Annotated in this window: 13 protein-coding genes and 2 pseudogenes; 8 read left to right on the top strand and 7 right to left on the bottom strand. The window is 69.3% G+C overall.

The features are described from left to right. Positions 1-54 precede the first annotated feature (54 nt). A complete protein-coding gene (locus OHS70_RS28885; protein ID WP_328402117.1) occupies positions 55-978 on the bottom strand; it encodes an SCO1860 family LAETG-anchored protein in 924 nt (307 codons plus the stop codon). Between the two features lie 333 nt (positions 979-1,311). Further along, complete coding sequence (locus tag OHS70_RS28880; RefSeq protein ID WP_328402115.1) at positions 1,312-2,397, bottom strand: amidohydrolase family protein; 1,086 nt, start codon at positions 2,395-2,397, stop codon at positions 1,312-1,314. A gap of 431 nt (positions 2,398-2,828) precedes the next feature. Here OHS70_RS28880 and ectA point away from each other — a divergent pair, with 431 nt between their 5' ends. Genes ectA through thpD form a run of 4 tightly spaced genes read left to right on the top strand, consistent with a single transcriptional unit; the run spans position 2,829 to position 5,993 of the window. After that, positions 2,829-3,332: a diaminobutyrate acetyltransferase gene (gene ectA / locus OHS70_RS28875; protein WP_328402113.1), complete on the top strand. Its 504-nt coding sequence runs from the start codon at positions 2,829-2,831 to the stop codon at positions 3,330-3,332. A 36-nt stretch (positions 3,333-3,368) separates the two neighbouring features. Next, positions 3,369-4,637: a diaminobutyrate--2-oxoglutarate transaminase gene (gene ectB / locus OHS70_RS28870; RefSeq protein WP_328402111.1), complete on the top strand. Its 1,269-nt coding sequence runs from the start codon at positions 3,369-3,371 to the stop codon at positions 4,635-4,637. A gap of 57 nt (positions 4,638-4,694) precedes the next feature. Further along, positions 4,695-5,093 (top strand): ectoine synthase, encoded by a 399-nt coding sequence (locus OHS70_RS28865; protein WP_328402109.1) that lies wholly within the window; start codon positions 4,695-4,697, stop codon positions 5,091-5,093. 3 nt (positions 5,094-5,096) lie between these two features. Then, entirely contained in the window at positions 5,097-5,993 is an 897-nt protein-coding gene (thpD, locus tag OHS70_RS28860) for an ectoine hydroxylase (protein WP_328402107.1), read from the top strand. A gap of 72 nt (positions 5,994-6,065) precedes the next feature. Here thpD and OHS70_RS28855 read toward each other — a convergent pair whose 3' ends face one another. Further along, on the bottom strand, positions 6,066-7,139 hold the full coding sequence (locus OHS70_RS28855; protein ID WP_328402105.1) for an alkene reductase: 1,074 nt from the start codon (positions 7,137-7,139) through the stop codon (positions 6,066-6,068). 183 nt (positions 7,140-7,322) lie between these two features. Between OHS70_RS28855 and OHS70_RS28850 the strand changes: the two genes are divergently transcribed. From OHS70_RS28850 to OHS70_RS28835, 4 genes and pseudogenes are all read left to right on the top strand, one after another. Further along, complete coding sequence (locus OHS70_RS28850; RefSeq protein ID WP_328402103.1) at positions 7,323-7,829, top strand: MarR family winged helix-turn-helix transcriptional regulator; 507 nt, start codon at positions 7,323-7,325, stop codon at positions 7,827-7,829. A gap of 134 nt (positions 7,830-7,963) precedes the next feature. Beyond that, a pseudogene (locus OHS70_RS28845) lies at positions 7,964-10,396 on the top strand (virulence factor); the annotation flags it as partial. Continuing rightward, a complete protein-coding gene (locus OHS70_RS28840) occupies positions 10,376-10,783 on the top strand; it encodes a polymorphic toxin type 43 domain-containing protein (protein ID WP_328405968.1) in 408 nt (135 codons plus the stop codon). The pseudogene OHS70_RS28845 and the gene OHS70_RS28840, both read left to right, overlap by 21 nt. 920 nt (positions 10,784-11,703) lie before the next feature. Further along, on the top strand, positions 11,704-12,408 hold the full coding sequence (locus OHS70_RS28835) for a hypothetical protein (RefSeq protein ID WP_328402101.1): 705 nt from the start codon (positions 11,704-11,706) through the stop codon (positions 12,406-12,408). A gap of 239 nt (positions 12,409-12,647) precedes the next feature. On the opposite strand, the gene OHS70_RS28830 is transcribed toward OHS70_RS28835, so the two are convergent. The 4 genes and pseudogenes from OHS70_RS28830 to OHS70_RS28810 all read right to left on the bottom strand — a co-directional run bounded on the left by OHS70_RS28830 (position 12,648) and on the right by OHS70_RS28810 (position 16,221). Next, positions 12,648-13,697 carry an aminotransferase class V-fold PLP-dependent enzyme gene (locus OHS70_RS28830; RefSeq protein WP_328402099.1) on the bottom strand — a complete coding sequence of 350 codons (1,050 nt, stop codon included), beginning with the start codon at positions 13,695-13,697 and terminating at the stop codon, positions 12,648-12,650. An 86-nt stretch (positions 13,698-13,783) separates the two neighbouring features. Continuing rightward, positions 13,784-14,497 (bottom strand): DsbA family oxidoreductase, encoded by a 714-nt coding sequence (locus tag OHS70_RS28825; protein ID WP_328405966.1) that lies wholly within the window; start codon positions 14,495-14,497, stop codon positions 13,784-13,786. Positions 14,498-14,672: 175 nt separating this feature from the next. Beyond that, positions 14,673-15,041 (bottom strand): annotated as a pseudogene (locus OHS70_RS28820) (hypothetical protein); the annotation flags it as partial. A 382-nt stretch (positions 15,042-15,423) separates the two neighbouring features. After that, on the bottom strand, positions 15,424-16,221 hold the full coding sequence (locus OHS70_RS28810) for an LppX_LprAFG lipoprotein (RefSeq protein ID WP_328402097.1): 798 nt from the start codon (positions 16,219-16,221) through the stop codon (positions 15,424-15,426). Between the last annotated feature and the right edge of the window lie 29 nt (positions 16,222-16,250).

The raw sequence follows: 16,250 nt of genomic DNA, 5'->3' as shown, positions 1-16,250 counted from the left end.
CGGGCGCCGGGCCCTCCCCTCCCGCGAGGGCCCGGCGCCTGCGGCTGCCCCGGGTCAGCGCCGGGCGCGGACGCGGGTCAGCACCGTCGCGGAGGCGCCAGCCGCGAGCAGCAGGGCCGCACCGCCCGCGAGGTACGCGGTCGCCGAACTGCCTCCGGTCTCGGCGAGGTTCTCCTTGGCCGGCTCCTCGCCGGACTGCACCTGCACATCCTTCGCCGGCTCCTGCGAAGGCTGCTCGGCGGCCGGTGTCTCCTCGGCGGGGGCGTCGGGCGACACGCAGTCGGCCTCGGCGAGGGTGACCGTGCCGGTGACCTCGGCGACGTTCAGCTCAAGGGGGTTCACCGACACCTTGAGCTCGAGCGCGGTGGCGGCAGCGGTACGTGAGGTGGTCCGCGTCCGGGACAGTTCGAGGCTCACCTCGCCGACCTGCGGCACCTCGACCCTGGTGGGGCCGCCGGCGGAGAGCGTGACCTTCTTGCCGAGCACGGTCACCTTGCCGAGCACGTTCGAGGTGGCCACCGGTTGCCGGCCGGCCTCGCAGACCGCGGTCGAGGTGACCTTCTCGACCTCGATCAGGGAGAGCAGCGGCAGTCCGGGCACATGCAGCTTCGCATGGGCCAGATTGCTGTGTGCCTCGGCCACCTGCCGGTCCGCGCTCGCCTTGGCCGTCGCCACGTCCGCGCGCAGCAGCTGGACGGGCCTGCTCCCCTCCACGCTGTCCAACCGCACGCTCAGGGCGGTCTTCCCGGCCCTCTCGGGGGCCTGTACCTCGTTGAGCGTCGCCTTGAGCGGGACATCGACCGTCTTGTCGGCCAGGGACACATCGAGGGCCGTACGGAGCACGACCGCGCTCGCCCGCCCCTCGCCGCCGGTGGCGTGCGCCGGGGCGGCCGCGGCGACGGGTCCGATGACCAGCGCGGCGGCGGCCGCGGCGGCGGCGCCGCGGCGGACAGGAATGCTCGAGGTGTTGCTGTTCAAGGTGGTCGAACCCCCACAGGAGACGCGGCGTCGCCGGCCGTGCCACAGGGACGTGTGGGACGGCGGTGACCGGGACACCGGAATCTTTACGCACTGAGAGTGAACCGACAGACACCTGGCGTGAGTTCACCTTAAAGTGGGGTTTCGGTACGCGTATTCGATTCTCGCGGTACAGGCGTTCCCCTGAGCACCACGAGTGAGCACCCGAGAGGGTGTCCTGGGCGGTCCGCGCCGGAGTGCGCGCCTGCCCGCCACCCCCTCGGGAAAAGTGCTTCAACGAGCGGCACCACAGCAGGGTCACGCCCCGTCAACGGCGTGAACTCCCCGTCCCGATCAGCCGATCACCCGGCCGTTCAGGATCACCCGCCGTGGCCCGGCCAGCACCCTGACATCCGTGCGCGGGTCGTCGTCGTAGACCACGAGGTCCGCCGGAGCGCCCTCTTCCAGCGCCGGGCGGCCCAGCCACGCGCGGGCGCCCCAGGTGGTCGCCGACAGCGCCTGGAGCGGCGGGATGCCTGCCTTGACCAGTTCCGCCACCTCGGCGGCCACCAGGCCGTGCGCCAGCGAACCGCCCGCGTCCGTGCCGACGAAGACGGGAACACCCGCGTCGTACGCCGACCGCACGGTGTCGTAGCGGCGCTCGTACAGCCGCTTCATATGGGCCGACCACCGGGGGAACCTGTCCTGTCCGCCGGCCGCGAGGTCCGGGAAGGTGGCGATGTTGACCAGCGTCGGCACGATGGCGACGCCGCGCTCCGCGAAGAGCGGGATGGTCTCCTCGGTGAGCCCCGTCGCGTGCTCGATGCAGTCGATGCCCGCCTCGACGAGGTCACGCAGCGAGTCCTCGGCGAAGCAGTGCGCGGTCACCCGCGCACCCAGCCGGTGCGCCTCGGCGATCGCCGCCTCGACCGCCTCGCGCGGCCAGCACGGCGTCAGGTCTCCCGCGTCGCGGTCGATCCAGTCGCCGACCAGCTTGACCCAGCCGTCGCTGCGCCCGGCCTCCCGGGCGACATGGTCGACCAGGTCCTCGGGCTCGATCTCGTGGGCGTAGTTGCGGATGTAGCGGCGGGTGCGGGCGATGTGCCGGCCTGCCCTGATGATCTTCGGGAGATCGTCGCGGTCGTCGATCCAGCGGGTGTCGGAGGGGGATCCGGCGTCGCGCAGCAGCAGCGTGCCGGCGTCCCGGTCGGTGACCGCCTGCTTCTCGCTGGTCGCCGCGTCGACGGCGCCGTGGTGGTCGAGCCCGACATGGCAGTGGGCGTCGACCAGTCCTGGCAGGGCCCAGCCGCGTACGGTGACGGCTTCGGCACGCGGGCGTTCGTACGAGATCCGGCCGTCCACGACCCACAGCTCGTCCCGCGCCTCGTCGGGTCCGACGAGCACCCGCCCCTTCACATGCAGCACCGTGTGATCGCTCATATCGAGCACTGTACGAGGCGCTCGGCAGTCCCCGCCGGGGACCCTGACGCCGGGCGCCCCGGGATCGCCGGGCCGAAGCGCGGCCGACAGGAATTCACCACGTATCCTTCGACGGAGGGGATGCGAATTCCGTAAATACGGGGAGCGAATTCACGCGAACAGCTCCCCGCTTTCTGCTGCCCCGGTTCCCCGTCCCTAAACACAAGAATCCGTATGGATCGACGCGGCGATTCCGGCACGTGTCAATGTGATTACCGCCATGTGACAGACACCACACGGAGTCCATTTCACACAGAAATATCCGGGCAGAACGGTGCGACTGAGCGGCATCCGGCCATGGCTCTCGCGCCTGCGCGATAACACACAGGGGCAGCCGGTCCAACCCCTTCCCCCGATGCAATTTGGAAATTTGCTCGGTAAATTCAATCCCCATGACCGCCGCACAAGCAGCCATTGTTCTGGACAGCCCGCGAGTGGAGGACGGAGCCGCGATCTGGCGCATTGCCCGCGACTCCGAGGTACTGGACCTCAATTCCTCGTACAGCTATCTGCTGTGGTGCCGCGACTTCGCTGCGACCTCCCTGGTCGCCCGCGGCGCCGACGGCGAGCCGATCGCGTTCGTCACCGGCTACATCCGGCCGGAGCGCCCGCACACCCTGCTCGTCTGGCAGGTCGCCGTCGACCGCGAGCACCGTGGTCAGGGGCTGGCCGGGGTACTGCTCGACGCGCTCACCGCGCGCCTCGCCGACCGGGGCGTCCACACGGTCGAGACGACCGTCACCCCGGACAACACCGCCTCCGACCGGCTGTTCCGTTCGTACGCCGAGCGTCACAAGGCACCGCTGAGCCGCGAAGTCCTCTTCGACGGCGTGCTGTTCCCCGAGGGGACGCACCTGCCGGAGGTGCTCTACCGCATCGGCCCCGTCAACGCCTGATCCCGGATCCGACACCCCCACCCAGGAGAGAACGCTGTGACCATCACCCCGCCCGCCCTGAGCGTCTTCGAGACCCTGGAGTCGGAGGTGCGCAGCTACTGCCGCGGCTGGCCGGCCGTGTTCGACCGCGCGCAGGGCAGCTACCTCCACGACGAGGACGGACACACCTACCTCGACTTCTTCGCCGGTGCCGGATCACTCAACTACGGACACAACAACCCGGTGCTGAAACGCGCGCTGATCGACTACATCGAGCGCGACGGCATCACGCACGGCCTCGACATGGCCACCACCGCGAAGCGCGCGTTCCTGGAGTCGTTCCAGAACGTGGTGCTGCGGCCGCGTGATCTGCCGTACAAGGTCATGTTCCCGGGCCCGACCGGCACCAACGCGGTCGAGTCGGCGCTCAAGCTGGCCCGCAAGGTGAAGGGCCGCGAGTCGGTCGTCTCGTTCACCAACGCCTTCCACGGCATGTCGCTCGGCTCGCTCGCCGTGACCGGCAACGCCTTCAAGCGCGCCGGCGCCGGCATCCCCCTGGTGCACGGCACCCCGATGCCGTTCGACAACTACTTCGACGGCCAGGTCCCGGACTTCCTGTGGTTCGAGCGCCTCCTCGAGGACCAGGGGTCCGGGCTCAACAAGCCGGCCGCCGTGATCGTCGAGACGGTCCAGGGCGAGGGCGGCATCAACGTCGCCCGTGCCGAGTGGCTGCGCGCGCTCCAGGATCTCTGCCACCGCCAGGACATGCTGCTGATCGTCGACGACATCCAGATGGGCTGCGGCCGCACCGGCGGATTCTTCTCCTTCGAGGAGGCGGGCATCGTCCCGGACATCGTCACCCTGTCGAAGTCCATCAGCGGGTACGGACTGCCCATGTCGCTGTGCCTGTTCAAGCCGGAGCTCGACATATGGGAGCCGGGCGAGCACAACGGCACCTTCCGCGGCAACAACCCCGCCTTCGTCACGGCCGCCGCCGCGCTCAACACCTACTGGGGCGACGGCCAGATGGAGAAGCAGACCCTCGCCCGCGGCGAGCAGGTCGAGCGGGCGCTGCTCGCGATCGTCGACGAACTGGGCGGCGAGGGCGTGAGCTTCCGCGGCCGGGGCCTGGTGTGGGGCATGGAGTTCGAGGACAAGAAGCGCGCTTCGGCGGTCTGCGCCCGCGCCTTCGAGCTGGGTCTGCTGCTGGAGACCTCCGGCCCGGAGAGCGAGGTCGTCAAGCTGCTGCCGCCGCTGACCGTCTCCTCGGACGAGCTGGACGAGGGTCTGCGCATCCTGGCCCGTTCGGTCCGCGAGACCGCCTGACCCGCCCGCAGAACCGGCTGACCCGCCTGACAACACCGAGAAAGGCTTCAACTCACCGTGATCGTCCGATCGTTCAAGGACATCGAGAACACCGAGCGCCATGTGAAGGCCGCTTCCGGCACCTGGGAGAGCAAGCGCATCGTGCTCGCCAAGGAGAAGGTCGGCTTCTCGCTGCACGAGACCGTGCTGTACGCGGGTACGGAGACGTCGATGTGGTACGCGAACCACATCGAGGCCGTGCTCTGCGTCGAGGGCGAGGCGGAGCTGACCAACGACGAGACGGGCGAGACCCACTGGATCGAGCCCGGAACGATGTATCTGCTGGACGGCCATGAGCGCCACACCATGCGCCCCAAGACCGACTTCCGCTGTGTCTGTGTCTTCAACCCGCCCGTCACCGGACGGGAGGACCACGACGAGAACGGCGTCTACCCACTGCTGACCGAGGAGGGCTGAGAGATGACCACCGCACCCGCACGCACCGACCTGTACCCGACCCGAGGCCCGCAGGAGCTGACGACCCCGCGCCGGGACCCGGTCGTATGGTCGCCGCCCGGCACGCCGGGACCGATCGAGACCTCCGGCCTGACGGCCTTCGAGCGCGACGGGTTCCTCACCGTCGACCAGCTCATCGGCGAGGACGAGGTGGCGGTCTACCGGGCGGAGCTGGACAGACTGGTCAACGACCCGGAGATCCGGGCCGACGAGCGTTCGATCATCGAGCCCACCTCGCAGGACGTCCGGTCGGTCTTCGAGGTGCACAAGCTCAGCGAGCTCTTCGAGGCCCTGGTGCGCGACGAGCGGGTGGTGGGCAGGGCCCGGCAGATCCTCGGCTCGGACGTCTATGTCCACCAGTCCCGTATCAACGTCAAGCCGGGCTTCGGCGCTTCGGGCTTCTACTGGCACTCGGACTTCGAGACCTGGCATGCGGAGGACGGACTGCCGAACATGCGCACCGTGTCCGTCTCGATCGCGCTGACCGAGAACCTCGACACGAACGGCGGCCTGATGATCATGCCCGGGTCGCACCGGACGTTCCTGGGCTGCGCGGGCGAGACACCGAAGGACAACTACAAGAAGTCGCTGCAGATGCAGGACGCCGGGACGCCGTCCGACGAGGCGCTGACCGCGTTCGCCGACGAGCACGGGATCCGGCTGTTCACCGGCCGGGCAGGATCGGCCACCTGGTTCGACTGCAACTGCATGCACGGCTCCGGGGACAACATCACCCCGTATCCGCGCAGCAATGTCTTCATCGTGTTCAACAGCGTGGAGAACGCGGCGGTGGAGCCGTTCGCGGCACCGGTGCCGCGCCCTGAGTTCATCGGCGCCCGGGACTTCACCCCGGTGCGGTGACGGGCAGTCGTCCACGCGGAAGGGGCCGGTCCTCCCCCGAGGAGACCGGCCCCTTCCGCGTGCCCGGACGCGTCAGGCGGTCAGCGCCGGGTAGTCGGTGTACCCCTTGTCGTCTCCGCCGAAGAACGTGGCCGGGTCCGGGGTGTTGTAGGGGCCGTCGGCCCTGAGCCGCGCCGGAAGGTCCGGGTTGGCGAGGAACATCACGCCGTAGGAGACCAGGTCGGCGATGCCGTCCTCGATCAGGGCGAGTGCGCCGGGGCCGGTCGGCCCGTCGGTCGCCGCGTTGAGGACGATCGTGCCGGAGAAGCGCTTGCGCAGCTCGAGGGTGAGTTCCCGCAGCTCCGGAGCGCCCTCGAGGATGTGCAGATAGGCGAGGCCGAGCGGCTCGAGCTGGTCGACGAGCGCGATGTAGGCGGCCTCGGGCTCGGGCTCGTCGATGTCGTTGTACAGGTTGGACGGCGAGATCCGCAGCGCGGTGCGCTCCGCGCCGATCGCGTCGGCGACGGCCTTGGTGACCTCGACGGCGAAGCGGATGCGGTTCTCGTCGGAGCCGCCCCACTCGTCGGTGCGGGTGTTGGTGTTGGGGGCCAGGAACTGGTGGATGAGGTATCCGTTGGCGCCGTGCAGCTCGACGCCGTCGAAGCCGGCCTCCACGGCGTTGCGGGCGGCGGCGGCGAAGTCGGCGATCGTCGCCAGCACCTCCTCGCCGGTCAGCTCCTTCGGCGTGACGAAGTCCTTGGGGCCCTCGTGCGTGAAGACCTGCCCCGCGGCGGCGACGGCGGAGGGGGCGACCGGGACGAGTCCGTCCGGCAGAAGCACGGGGTGGCCGATCCGGCCCGCGTGCATGATCTGGGCGAAGATCGTGCCGCCGGCGGCGTGCACGGCGTCGGTGACCTTGCGCCAGGCGGCGATCTGCTCGTCGCTGTGCAGGCCCGGGGTGTCGGGGTAGCCCTGGCCGACGGCGGAGGGCTGGATGCCCTCGGTGATGATCAGGCCGGCCGAGGCGCGCTGGGTGTAGTACTCGGCGACCGAGGGGGTCGGTGACAGGCCGGGGCCGTGGGCGCGGCTGCGGGTCATCGGGGCCATGGCGATGCGGTTGGCGAGCTTCTTGCCGCCGAGCTGGACCGGGTCGAATGCGGTGGTCATGGGAACCCCCAGGGAGATTTATATGGTCGGCCAAGTAATGGCTCGGGAGCCACTGTAACCCATTAATTGGCCGACCAAGGTAAAATGTGGAGACGGGCTGATCGCAGTAGCTTGGGGCAGGCGGCCCGCACGCCCCGGCCTCACCTGATCCACCCGCTGCTCCACAGGACCGAGGAGGTCACGATGACCGCCGTACCCCAGGCGCAGGGCGACCCCGTCTGCGACGCCCTGCCCCGTGCCGCCCGCGGTGGCCCGGTCAGCCATGCGCTCTCCCGGGTCGCACGGCTCCACCGGATCGCGGCCGGCAAGCTGCTCAAGGACCTCGGCCTCTACCCCGGCCAGGAGTTCTTGATGATGCAGCTGTGGGGTGCGGGCCCCGTGCGCCAGTCCGAGCTGATCAAGGCCGTGGACCTCGATCCCTCGACGGTCACCAAGATGCTCCAGCGCCTGGAGCAGACCGGCCACGTACGCCGCCGCCCGGACCCGGACGACCGCCGCGCCGTCGTCGTCGAGGCGACGGAACGCAGCTGCGCGCTGCTCGCGGACATGTCGGCGGCCTGGACGGAACTGGAGCGGCACACACTGGCCGGTCTCGACGAGGACGAGCGCCGGGAGCTGGCCCGGCTGCTGGGCAAGGTCGAGGAGAGCCTGTGCACGCAGACGGCGGGCTGCCCCGACCTGAAGTGCTGAATCATCTTCGCTGCGCCAGGTGATCGGCCAGAGACTGCGCCATCGTGGACGTCGGCCCGGCGAGAATCACTCCCTGTGCCCTCCCGGTCCGGATCAAGTCACCTGCCCCTGCCCGGGCTCCGGGCTCCGGGCTCGGCATCGCGGACGGCAACGGCGCCCCGCGCGGCCGCGGCCTGCTGGTCGGCCAGCAGAAGGCGCAGGTCACCAAGGGTTCCGCCGCCGCTCTTGAGGCGATGGTGAAGGCCGGCGAGACCGCCGAGGCCGCCACCCGCGCATCCGGCGGCGACAGCCAGACGATCGCCCAGCGTGCGCTGGCCCAGGCCGCGCAGGTCAAGGCCGAATTCCGCAAGGAGGCAGCACACACTGCCGAGTTGCAGGCGAAGGCCGCGGCAGACGCCGCCAAGCTGCACCGCGACAACGCGAAGAAGGACAAGGAGACGGCGGAGGCCAAGCTCGCCGTCGCGCTGAAGGCTGAGGGCGACGCCAAGGCGGCCGCTGCTGACGCGCACGCGAAGCGGCTGTCCGCCGAGGCGGAGGAGAAGACTGCCAAGGCGGAGAAGGAGACCGCCGCCGCCAAACAGGCCGAGGCCAACCAGCACAAGCAGAACGCCCAGGCCGAAGCCGGCAAGGCGCAGGAGGCCAAGGGCAAGGCCGAGGCCGCCGAGGCCACCGCAGTCGAGCGGAAGAACGGCGCGATCCAGGCCCGCGACAACGCCAGGGCCAAGCGGGACGACGCCTGGGACGCCGAGCAGAAGGCGGATGCCGCTCGCGCCAAGGCCGACGCGAAGTCAGCGTACGCCCAGGCTCACATCTCGGACGCCAACGCAAAAGAGAGCAGGGCGGCAGCCGACGCGGCCGATGCGTATGCCGACGATGCCGAGGCAGCCGCCGGACGTGCCCGCGCAGCGGCCGACGCCGCGACGCAGGCGGCAGCGGACGCGGACGCCGCAGCCACCCGTGCCGAGGCGGCCGCCAAGCGGGCTCGCGCCCACGCGGACGACGCTCAGGCGGCGAAGCTCAAGGCCGACGCCGCGGTGCGGACCGCGACCAGCGCCGCCGCCGACGCCATCCAGGCCTCGCAGCACGCCGCTTCGGAGGCGAAGACGGCGGTCGCACTGGCCAACGAGGCGGAAAAGAAGGCGAAGAACGCCAAGTCCCAGGCGGACGAGGCGAACAAGGAGGCCGGCAAGGCCCTGGCGGCATCGGCGAAGGCCGCAGGCTACGCCCACGTCACCGCCCAGGCCGCCGTCGACGCCGGCAACGCCGCCGCACAGGTCGCCAAACCCGCCAACGACGCCATCCAGCTCGGCTCCCCGTATGTCACCAAGGATTCGGCCGCCAATCTGGTCGTGCTGACCGGGCAGGCGTCCAAGTCGATCGCCGAGCAGCAGAAGGCCGTCGCCGAGGCCCATGCCAAGAACGCCAAGGAGGAAGCAACCCTCGCCAAGAGCCTTGCCGAGACCGCGCAGGGAGACACAAAGGCCGCCTACCAGCACGCCGCCAACGCCGCGACACATGCGGCCGATGCCCGCAACTACGCGAAGGAGGCCCTCGGCTACGCCGCGGATGCCGCCAACGCCGCATCCAAGGCAGCAGCGTCCCTGGCACGCACCGTCGAATACGACCGCCAGGCCACCGAGGCCGCCGAGGCCGCCGAGGCCGCGGACAAGGCGGCCGGACGCGCCGAAGGCTACGCCAAGGACGCACGGGCATCCGCGGACGAGGCCGCCCTCGACGCCCAGGCCGCCCTCGACGCCCAGGCCGCCCGGGACGCCGCAGCCGCGGCGGAGCAGGCAGCCAAGGACGCACGGGCAGCGGCCGATCGCGCCGACGCAGCCGCCACCGAAGCCGAGCAAGCGGCCAAGGACGCGCTGAAGTACGCCGAGGAGGCACAGCGGGCCGCGGAGTCCGCCGAGCGGAAGAAGGCCAACCAGCAGGTCACCACCGGCGCGGGTACCGGCACCAGGAGCACGTGGTACGTCGTCGACAGCGTCGAGGTCACCGACGCCAAGCAGGAGAACCCCTGCGTCATCGAGATCGGCTTCAAAGGCTGCACCGTCAACTTCACCGTGACGTTCAACGCGACGGTCGACTTCTACATGTGCACCAACCCCGATGTGCCGGCCACGGCCTCCGGCTGCCCGTCTTCGGACACACTGCTCCTCGGCACCGAGACCTTCAAGGGCCTGACCAAGAAGGTCACCGAGTCGTTCAACAAGTGGCAGCTCATCGAGCAGACGGTCACCTACAAGATCCTCAAGGATGTCCTGGTCCAGGACTTCGTCGAATGCTGGCACGGCAGCGCCAGCGGCTGCGCCTGGGCCGCGAGCAACTTCATCCCCGGCAAGGCGTTCGAGAAGGTGGCCGAGGCGATCCGCGCGCTGGATGCCGCGATGAAGACCGGGGTCGGAGTCACCGACGCGTTCAAAGCGCTGAAGGCGCTGGACGTGGACCCGGCGACCCTCGCCAAGATCGAGCGATCGGTCAACATCTACGAAGACGCGATCACCTCCTGCAAGACCAGGCCTGGCGCCGCCAGTGCGCCCATGACAGGCGGCTCCCGCAAGGCCATGCCACGACTCGCGCAGAGCTCCGGCCCGAGCTGTGTCCTGATCGAGCTCGGACCGGGTATCAAGTCGGCCGATGCCCTGAAGGCGTTCAATCCTTCTGCCCCTGAGATCGAGTTCATATTCGAACCGGGTACCGGAAGGTTCATAACTGGCGACCCTGCGCATCTGGGCCTGAAGGGCAGTCCGCACGAGCAACTGGCGCGATCCATCGACGCCGATGAAATGACGGTACTGGGAGGAACTATCTTCCGCGACAATGGTCGCCTAGTATTCACTGAGAATAGCGGCCACTACGGGCACAGGTGGACGGATGCCATGCGCAACCAGTTCAAGGACTTCCTGAAGGGTTACGGCGTTGACTACGAATACAGGCAGTGGGGGTGAAATGGGCGAATGGATTCCTCTGATCTATCGCGGCGATGGGGCATGGATTGGCATAATGCCCGGCGGTGAGATAGGTGTGGGCACTAAAGAGGACGGGCGAGCAACCCTTGAGGGTTCACGGTTCGTTCCCATGTGGCCTTTCATGGAGCGGGATTTCTCCGAATGCCTTAGTGAATTTTCCCGTGCAGGGGAGTCCCTCACCAAAGGCGGTACCTCACCTGAGAAGCTGATCGAACTGACGGTGACATCAGCCTGGAATTCAGGTCGCACCCATTGGATGCGACTAACTGTTCCATGGGTGGTAGAGATGGTTGAGCACCCAGGCTTCGACTCCGAAGCCGTGGAGAATCTTCTTCACGAGATGGTTCATTCGGAAGTCGTGGAACCGGATATGCGGGAGCGGCTCCGGCACGCTTCTTCGAAGTTGCGGTAGCCGGAGCAACCATCTCGGCACACGGGATAACACTTGAGAGGCCCCGCTGGATTGATTTCTGGTGGGGCCTCTCGTCCGTGGCATGTGCCACCAATGGCCTCCCGCAGCCGGGTGCGGCCTGGCCGGTGGCGAGTGGGGTCCTTCTGACCGAGGTGTGCCTGGACCTCAGCCAAGGTGCCGACAGCGGGACGACCTGATGCGCCCCGACCACGGATCGAGCAGGTTTTCCAGAGCGGACGAGCTGTAAGCCTGGAAGACCAAGCAGGCCCAGAGAATCGGAAAGAAGATCGGCTTCCGTCCAGGGAGGGGACCTGAAGACGATCCGTTGGACCGTCGGAGGCCTGGGCAGCTCCCTCGGGAAGAAGTGGGTGAGGAACGGGCCGCAGAAGGTTCCCGCCGGAACCACCGTGATCATCAAGCTGAAGTACGTGGGGAAGCCACACACGGACAAGTTCGTCGTCTACAGCGCCTACCTGGAAGGCTGACCATGGCAGAAAACGACGACGAAGGCATCGAGTACGAGTGCCTCGAGGACATCGGGCTGACCTGGGTGACCTCGAAGTGGGACATCCCAGACGCGCTCTCCCCGGAAGACGCTGAGCGTTACCTTCCCAAGGGCGGGCCGGTCGCGTTCTGGCTGGGACTTCCGGCGTCGGCGGCTGAGGAGTTCGACCGGTCGCGTGCGTGCCAGCTCGGACAGGACGTACGACGTCTGTCCGAGTCCACGCTGCCGGACGAGACGATCCGCACAGTATGGCTCGGCGCCACACATGGGTGCTTCGACCCTGCCGAGCACGGTGTGAACGCCCGTACCTGGCTGCGGAGGATCGAGGACGCCTGGCTGGCGGCGGTCTGCCGCATCGACCCGGCGTTCGTCCCGCCGCCGCCGCGGCCCGTGACGGACGAGGCCCTGCGACAGGCTGTCCTTGAGGTGATCCGCCCGGTCGCGAACGACCTGACACGCGCGGTCACCACCCCTGGCTACGGATCTGCGCTGCCGGGTCTGGTGTTCTCGCTGGAGCAGGTCGTCACCCAGGCCTGCGCGGACCTCGGCTACCGACTGTTCCTGTCCGCCATGAAGGCGTACTTCGTCGAGATCGACCGGAACAGTCGCGACGCGTTCATCGCACTCGGGAAACGGTTCGGCTATCCCAAGTTCCTGGTAGGCAACAACCTCAACTACCAAGAATGACCGACCTCTGATGTCTGGTCGACCCCACCAGGCATCGGAAGGCTGACGGGAGGGGGACAAGGCAACACGCCTCTCCCCGGCCCGGCTTTGCGGCCCGCACCCTCCTCAAGGGGTGCGGGCCGCCGTCGTTTGCGCGGGGTCACTCGAGGGTCGGAGCGCCGGGGACAGAAGGACTCCCGACGCCCGGCCTGCCGTTGACGCGGGTCGCAAGATGCCGGCTGTGCTCGTGATCGCGATGCCTAGCCGGCCAGGCGGTCCAGTACCCGGTCCACGTCGGCCGCCGAGTTGTAGAGGTGGAACGCTGCGCGCAGGTTGCCCGCGCGGTCGGCCACGACGATGCCCGCGCGGGCCAGCTCGGGTACGCGGTCCCCGAGCCCGGGTACGGCGACGATCGCCGAGTCGCCCGGGAGCGGCTCGTGCCGCAGATCCGTAAGTCCCGCCCTGAACTGCCGGGCGAGTTCGGTGTCATGGGCGTGGACCGCCTCGATCCCGATCTCCTCCAGCAGCGCCAGGGACTGCTCGGCCGCGTTGTACGCGAGGTAGGCGGGGGCTTCGTCGTAGCGGCGGGCCGAGTGCGCGAGCTCCTCGATCGGGCCGTACAGCGTCTCGCTCTCGCCGGCGAAGGGCCCGGCGTGAAGGGGCGGCAGTGACGTCTGCGCCTCCTCCGTCACGGTCAGGAAGGAGACGCCGCGCGGGCAGAGCAGGAACTTGAACGCGCCGGTGACCGTGAAGTCCCACGCTCCCGCGTCCAGCGGCAGCCAGCCCGCAGACTGGCTGGCGTCGACGAGCGTACGAGCCCCATGCGCGGCCGCGGCCGCCCGTACGGCTGCCAGGTCGGCGACCCGGCCGTCGGACGACTGCACGGACGAGAAGGCCACCAGCGCGGTGCCGGGCCGTACCGCCTCGGCCAGGGCCTCCAGTGGCGCGTAGCGCAGCTTGAGGTCGCCGCGCACGGCGAACGGCGTGATCACGGAGGCGTACTCGCCCTCCGGGAACAGGACCTCCGCACCGGGTGGCAGCGAGGCCGCGATCAGTCCCACATGCACCGCGACCGAGCCGCCGCAGGCGACCCGGTCCTCGTGCACGCCGGCGATCCGGGCGAAGGACCCGCGTACGGCGTTCATCACGGCGTAGTCGCCGGCGCCGCCGGGCCGCCCGGCGGCCAGCTCCTCGGTGAGCGTGCTCACCGCCCGCACGGCCCGGCGCGGCAACCGGCCGCAGCTCGCCGTGTTGAGATACGTCGTCGTGGGCGGGAACTCGACACCGACCAGTGCCTGAAGCATCGTCATGAGATCACCCTGCGGTCCGGCCTCGCCCGGGTCAATCACGAATTGCTGCGGCCCATTGTTCAGCGCCGCTCAACAGTCCGCCGCCGTCAGGCCGTGGCCTGCGGGACCTCGCACGCGCCGTCGGCGTCACAGGCGGCCGCGTCCGTACCGATCGGGGTGATCACCCGGCCCTGCCAGGCCTGCTCCAGCGCCTTGGTGAAGACCTCGGCGGGCTGGCCGCCCGAGACCCCGTAGCGGCGGTCCAGTACGAAGAAGGGCACCCCGGTCGCGCCGAGTTCCGCGGCCTCGCGCTCGTCGGCGCGCACCGCGTCGGCGTACGCCGTCTCGTCGGCGAGGACGTCCCGGACCTCCTGCTCGTCCAGACCGGCCTCCACCGCGAGCGTGACCAGAACCTCCGGGTCGAAGACGGACCGCTCCTCCGCGAAGTTCGCCCGGTAGGCGAGGTCCAGCAGCTGGTCCTGGCGGCCACGGGCCTTGGCCAGGTGCAGCAGCCGGTGGATGTCGAAGGTGTTGCCGTGATCACGGCCCTCGGTGCGGTACGTCAGACCCTCGGAGCGCGCGTTGGAGGCGACGTGCTCCTCCATGGCCCGCGCCTCGTCGAGGGTGCGGCCGTACTTCTTGGCCAGCATCTCGACCACCGGAGCTGTGTCGTGCCTGGCCCGGCCGGGGTCGAGCTCGAAGGAGCGGTGGACCACCTCGACGTCGTCGCGATGGGCGAATGCCGCGAGTCCCTGCTCGAAGCGTGCCTTCCCGATGTAGCACCAGGGACATGCGATGTCGCTCCAGATCTCGACGCGCATCTTCTTCATCACTCCAGGGTCGTCCGTTGCGCGGAGGCCGCCTCCGCCATGGCGTGAACGCGCACCGCAACCGCGTCATTCCGCCGCGGACGGCAGTGTGAGGTGCGGCACGAACCGGCCCAGGCACCGGGGGCGAGCACGATGCAGGTCCGTGCGGGTTCCTGGAGTCACGGACGTGGGCGGCGGACGGGGTGGTGGCGGCCTCGACGCAGTCGCGCGGTGACCGGATCCCGGTCGTCCCGGACCCGGCGGAGGGGGAATCGGGACGCGGGCTGCTGCTGGCCGGGCGCTCGCGGACCGGTGGGGCGTGAACGCCGGGCTGCCTCAGTGCAAAGCGGTCCGGGCGGAACTCGATCCGCCGTCGCTGTGACCGGCACCCGGATAGCCGGGATGCGGGGTTCCGGGAGATCCCGACCAAAGAACCCTCGGGAGAGAAGCAACCGACCGGACCAAACCCGCGCGAGTCACCCACTCGGGTGATCTGCTCCAACTGGGCTGGCGCATGTGCCACTTCGCGAGGCGGGCTCGGCACCGACAACCCCATACATGCGACGGCCCCCGGCCGGGACTCGCAATCCCGATCGAGGGCCTGACCACTCGAGGAAGTTAGGGCTTCCCTGATCGCTGAGCAGCAGCTCAACGCGCCCCCGCGCGCGCTTTCCGTACGACGACCGGCGTGATCCAGGTGCGCGAGCACCAGCCCGACCGGTACACGATCGTCGGCAACCACCTTGCGCAGCATGCCGAGTTGTCGCTGACCGCGATCGAGCTCGCGACATACATCCTGTCGCTGCCCGACGTGGTCCCAGGTGGACATCAGGACGCTGGCGGAGAGGTTCCCCGAGGGCAGGGACCGGATCACGGCGGCTCTGCAGGAGCTCGAGGAACAGGGCTACGTGCAGCGGGTCCTGGTGCGTACGCCGGCCTCAGCCGGGAAGTACACCCTTCACCGAGGTCAGCGGGACGACCTCGGAGGACGGCGGGGCGGACGCGGTGACCGGCTTGCCGAAGTCCGACAGGGTCATCGTCACCTCGGACTTGACGCTGCTGGTGAACGACAGGCGCACGCGTACGGCCCGCCCCTCGCCGTCGACCCACGCGTCCGCGAAGACGGGGATCTCGCTGCCGAGCAGATCGCGCATCTCGTCGGCCTTGCTCCGCGCGCTCTTCGCCAGACGCAGCGTCAGCGTCGCATGGTCGATCATGCCGCGGTAGTGCGTCGTCGGTACGCCGTTCACCTTCTCGTCGCCGAGCTTCGAGACCCGGCGCATCGCGGCCACCTGCTTCAGTGTGTGCTCGGGATCGTTGAGCGGCGCGCGCAGCATGTAGTGGCCCTCGGCCTTGTCACGGGGCATCGAGCCCCATGTGTCCTTCACCCCCTGCACGCCTCGCAGGTAGACGTCCCCGTCCGCGAAGATCTCGTCGAGATGGCTGATGGCCCCGCCCGGCAGGTCGACGGCGAGCCTGCCCTTGTCCGCGGCCAGGTCGAATCCGCCGGCCACCGTGATGGTGTAGGTCTTGGTGCCGTCGCCCGTCTCGATCTTCTTCTCGATCCGGGCGGTGGTCCGACCCGTCGCGGCGATCGCCGCCCGTACCGCCCGCCCGTGGTCCGCGGACGGGGCGGACGACTTCCCGGCACCGTCCGCGGCGTCCTTGTCCGGGTCTCCTGAACAGCCCGCGCACAGCAGTACGGCGGCGCAGAGCAGCGTGATGGAACGTCGCAACGAGTCTCCCCCGAGGAATCACGGTGTTC

The sequence above is a fragment of the Streptomyces sp. NBC_00390 genome (assembly GCF_036057275.1).
GTDB lineage: Bacteria > Actinomycetota > Actinomycetes > Streptomycetales > Streptomycetaceae > Streptomyces.
Note: the sequence above shows the minus strand (reverse complement) of the source record. Positions and strands in the feature narration are given on the sequence as shown.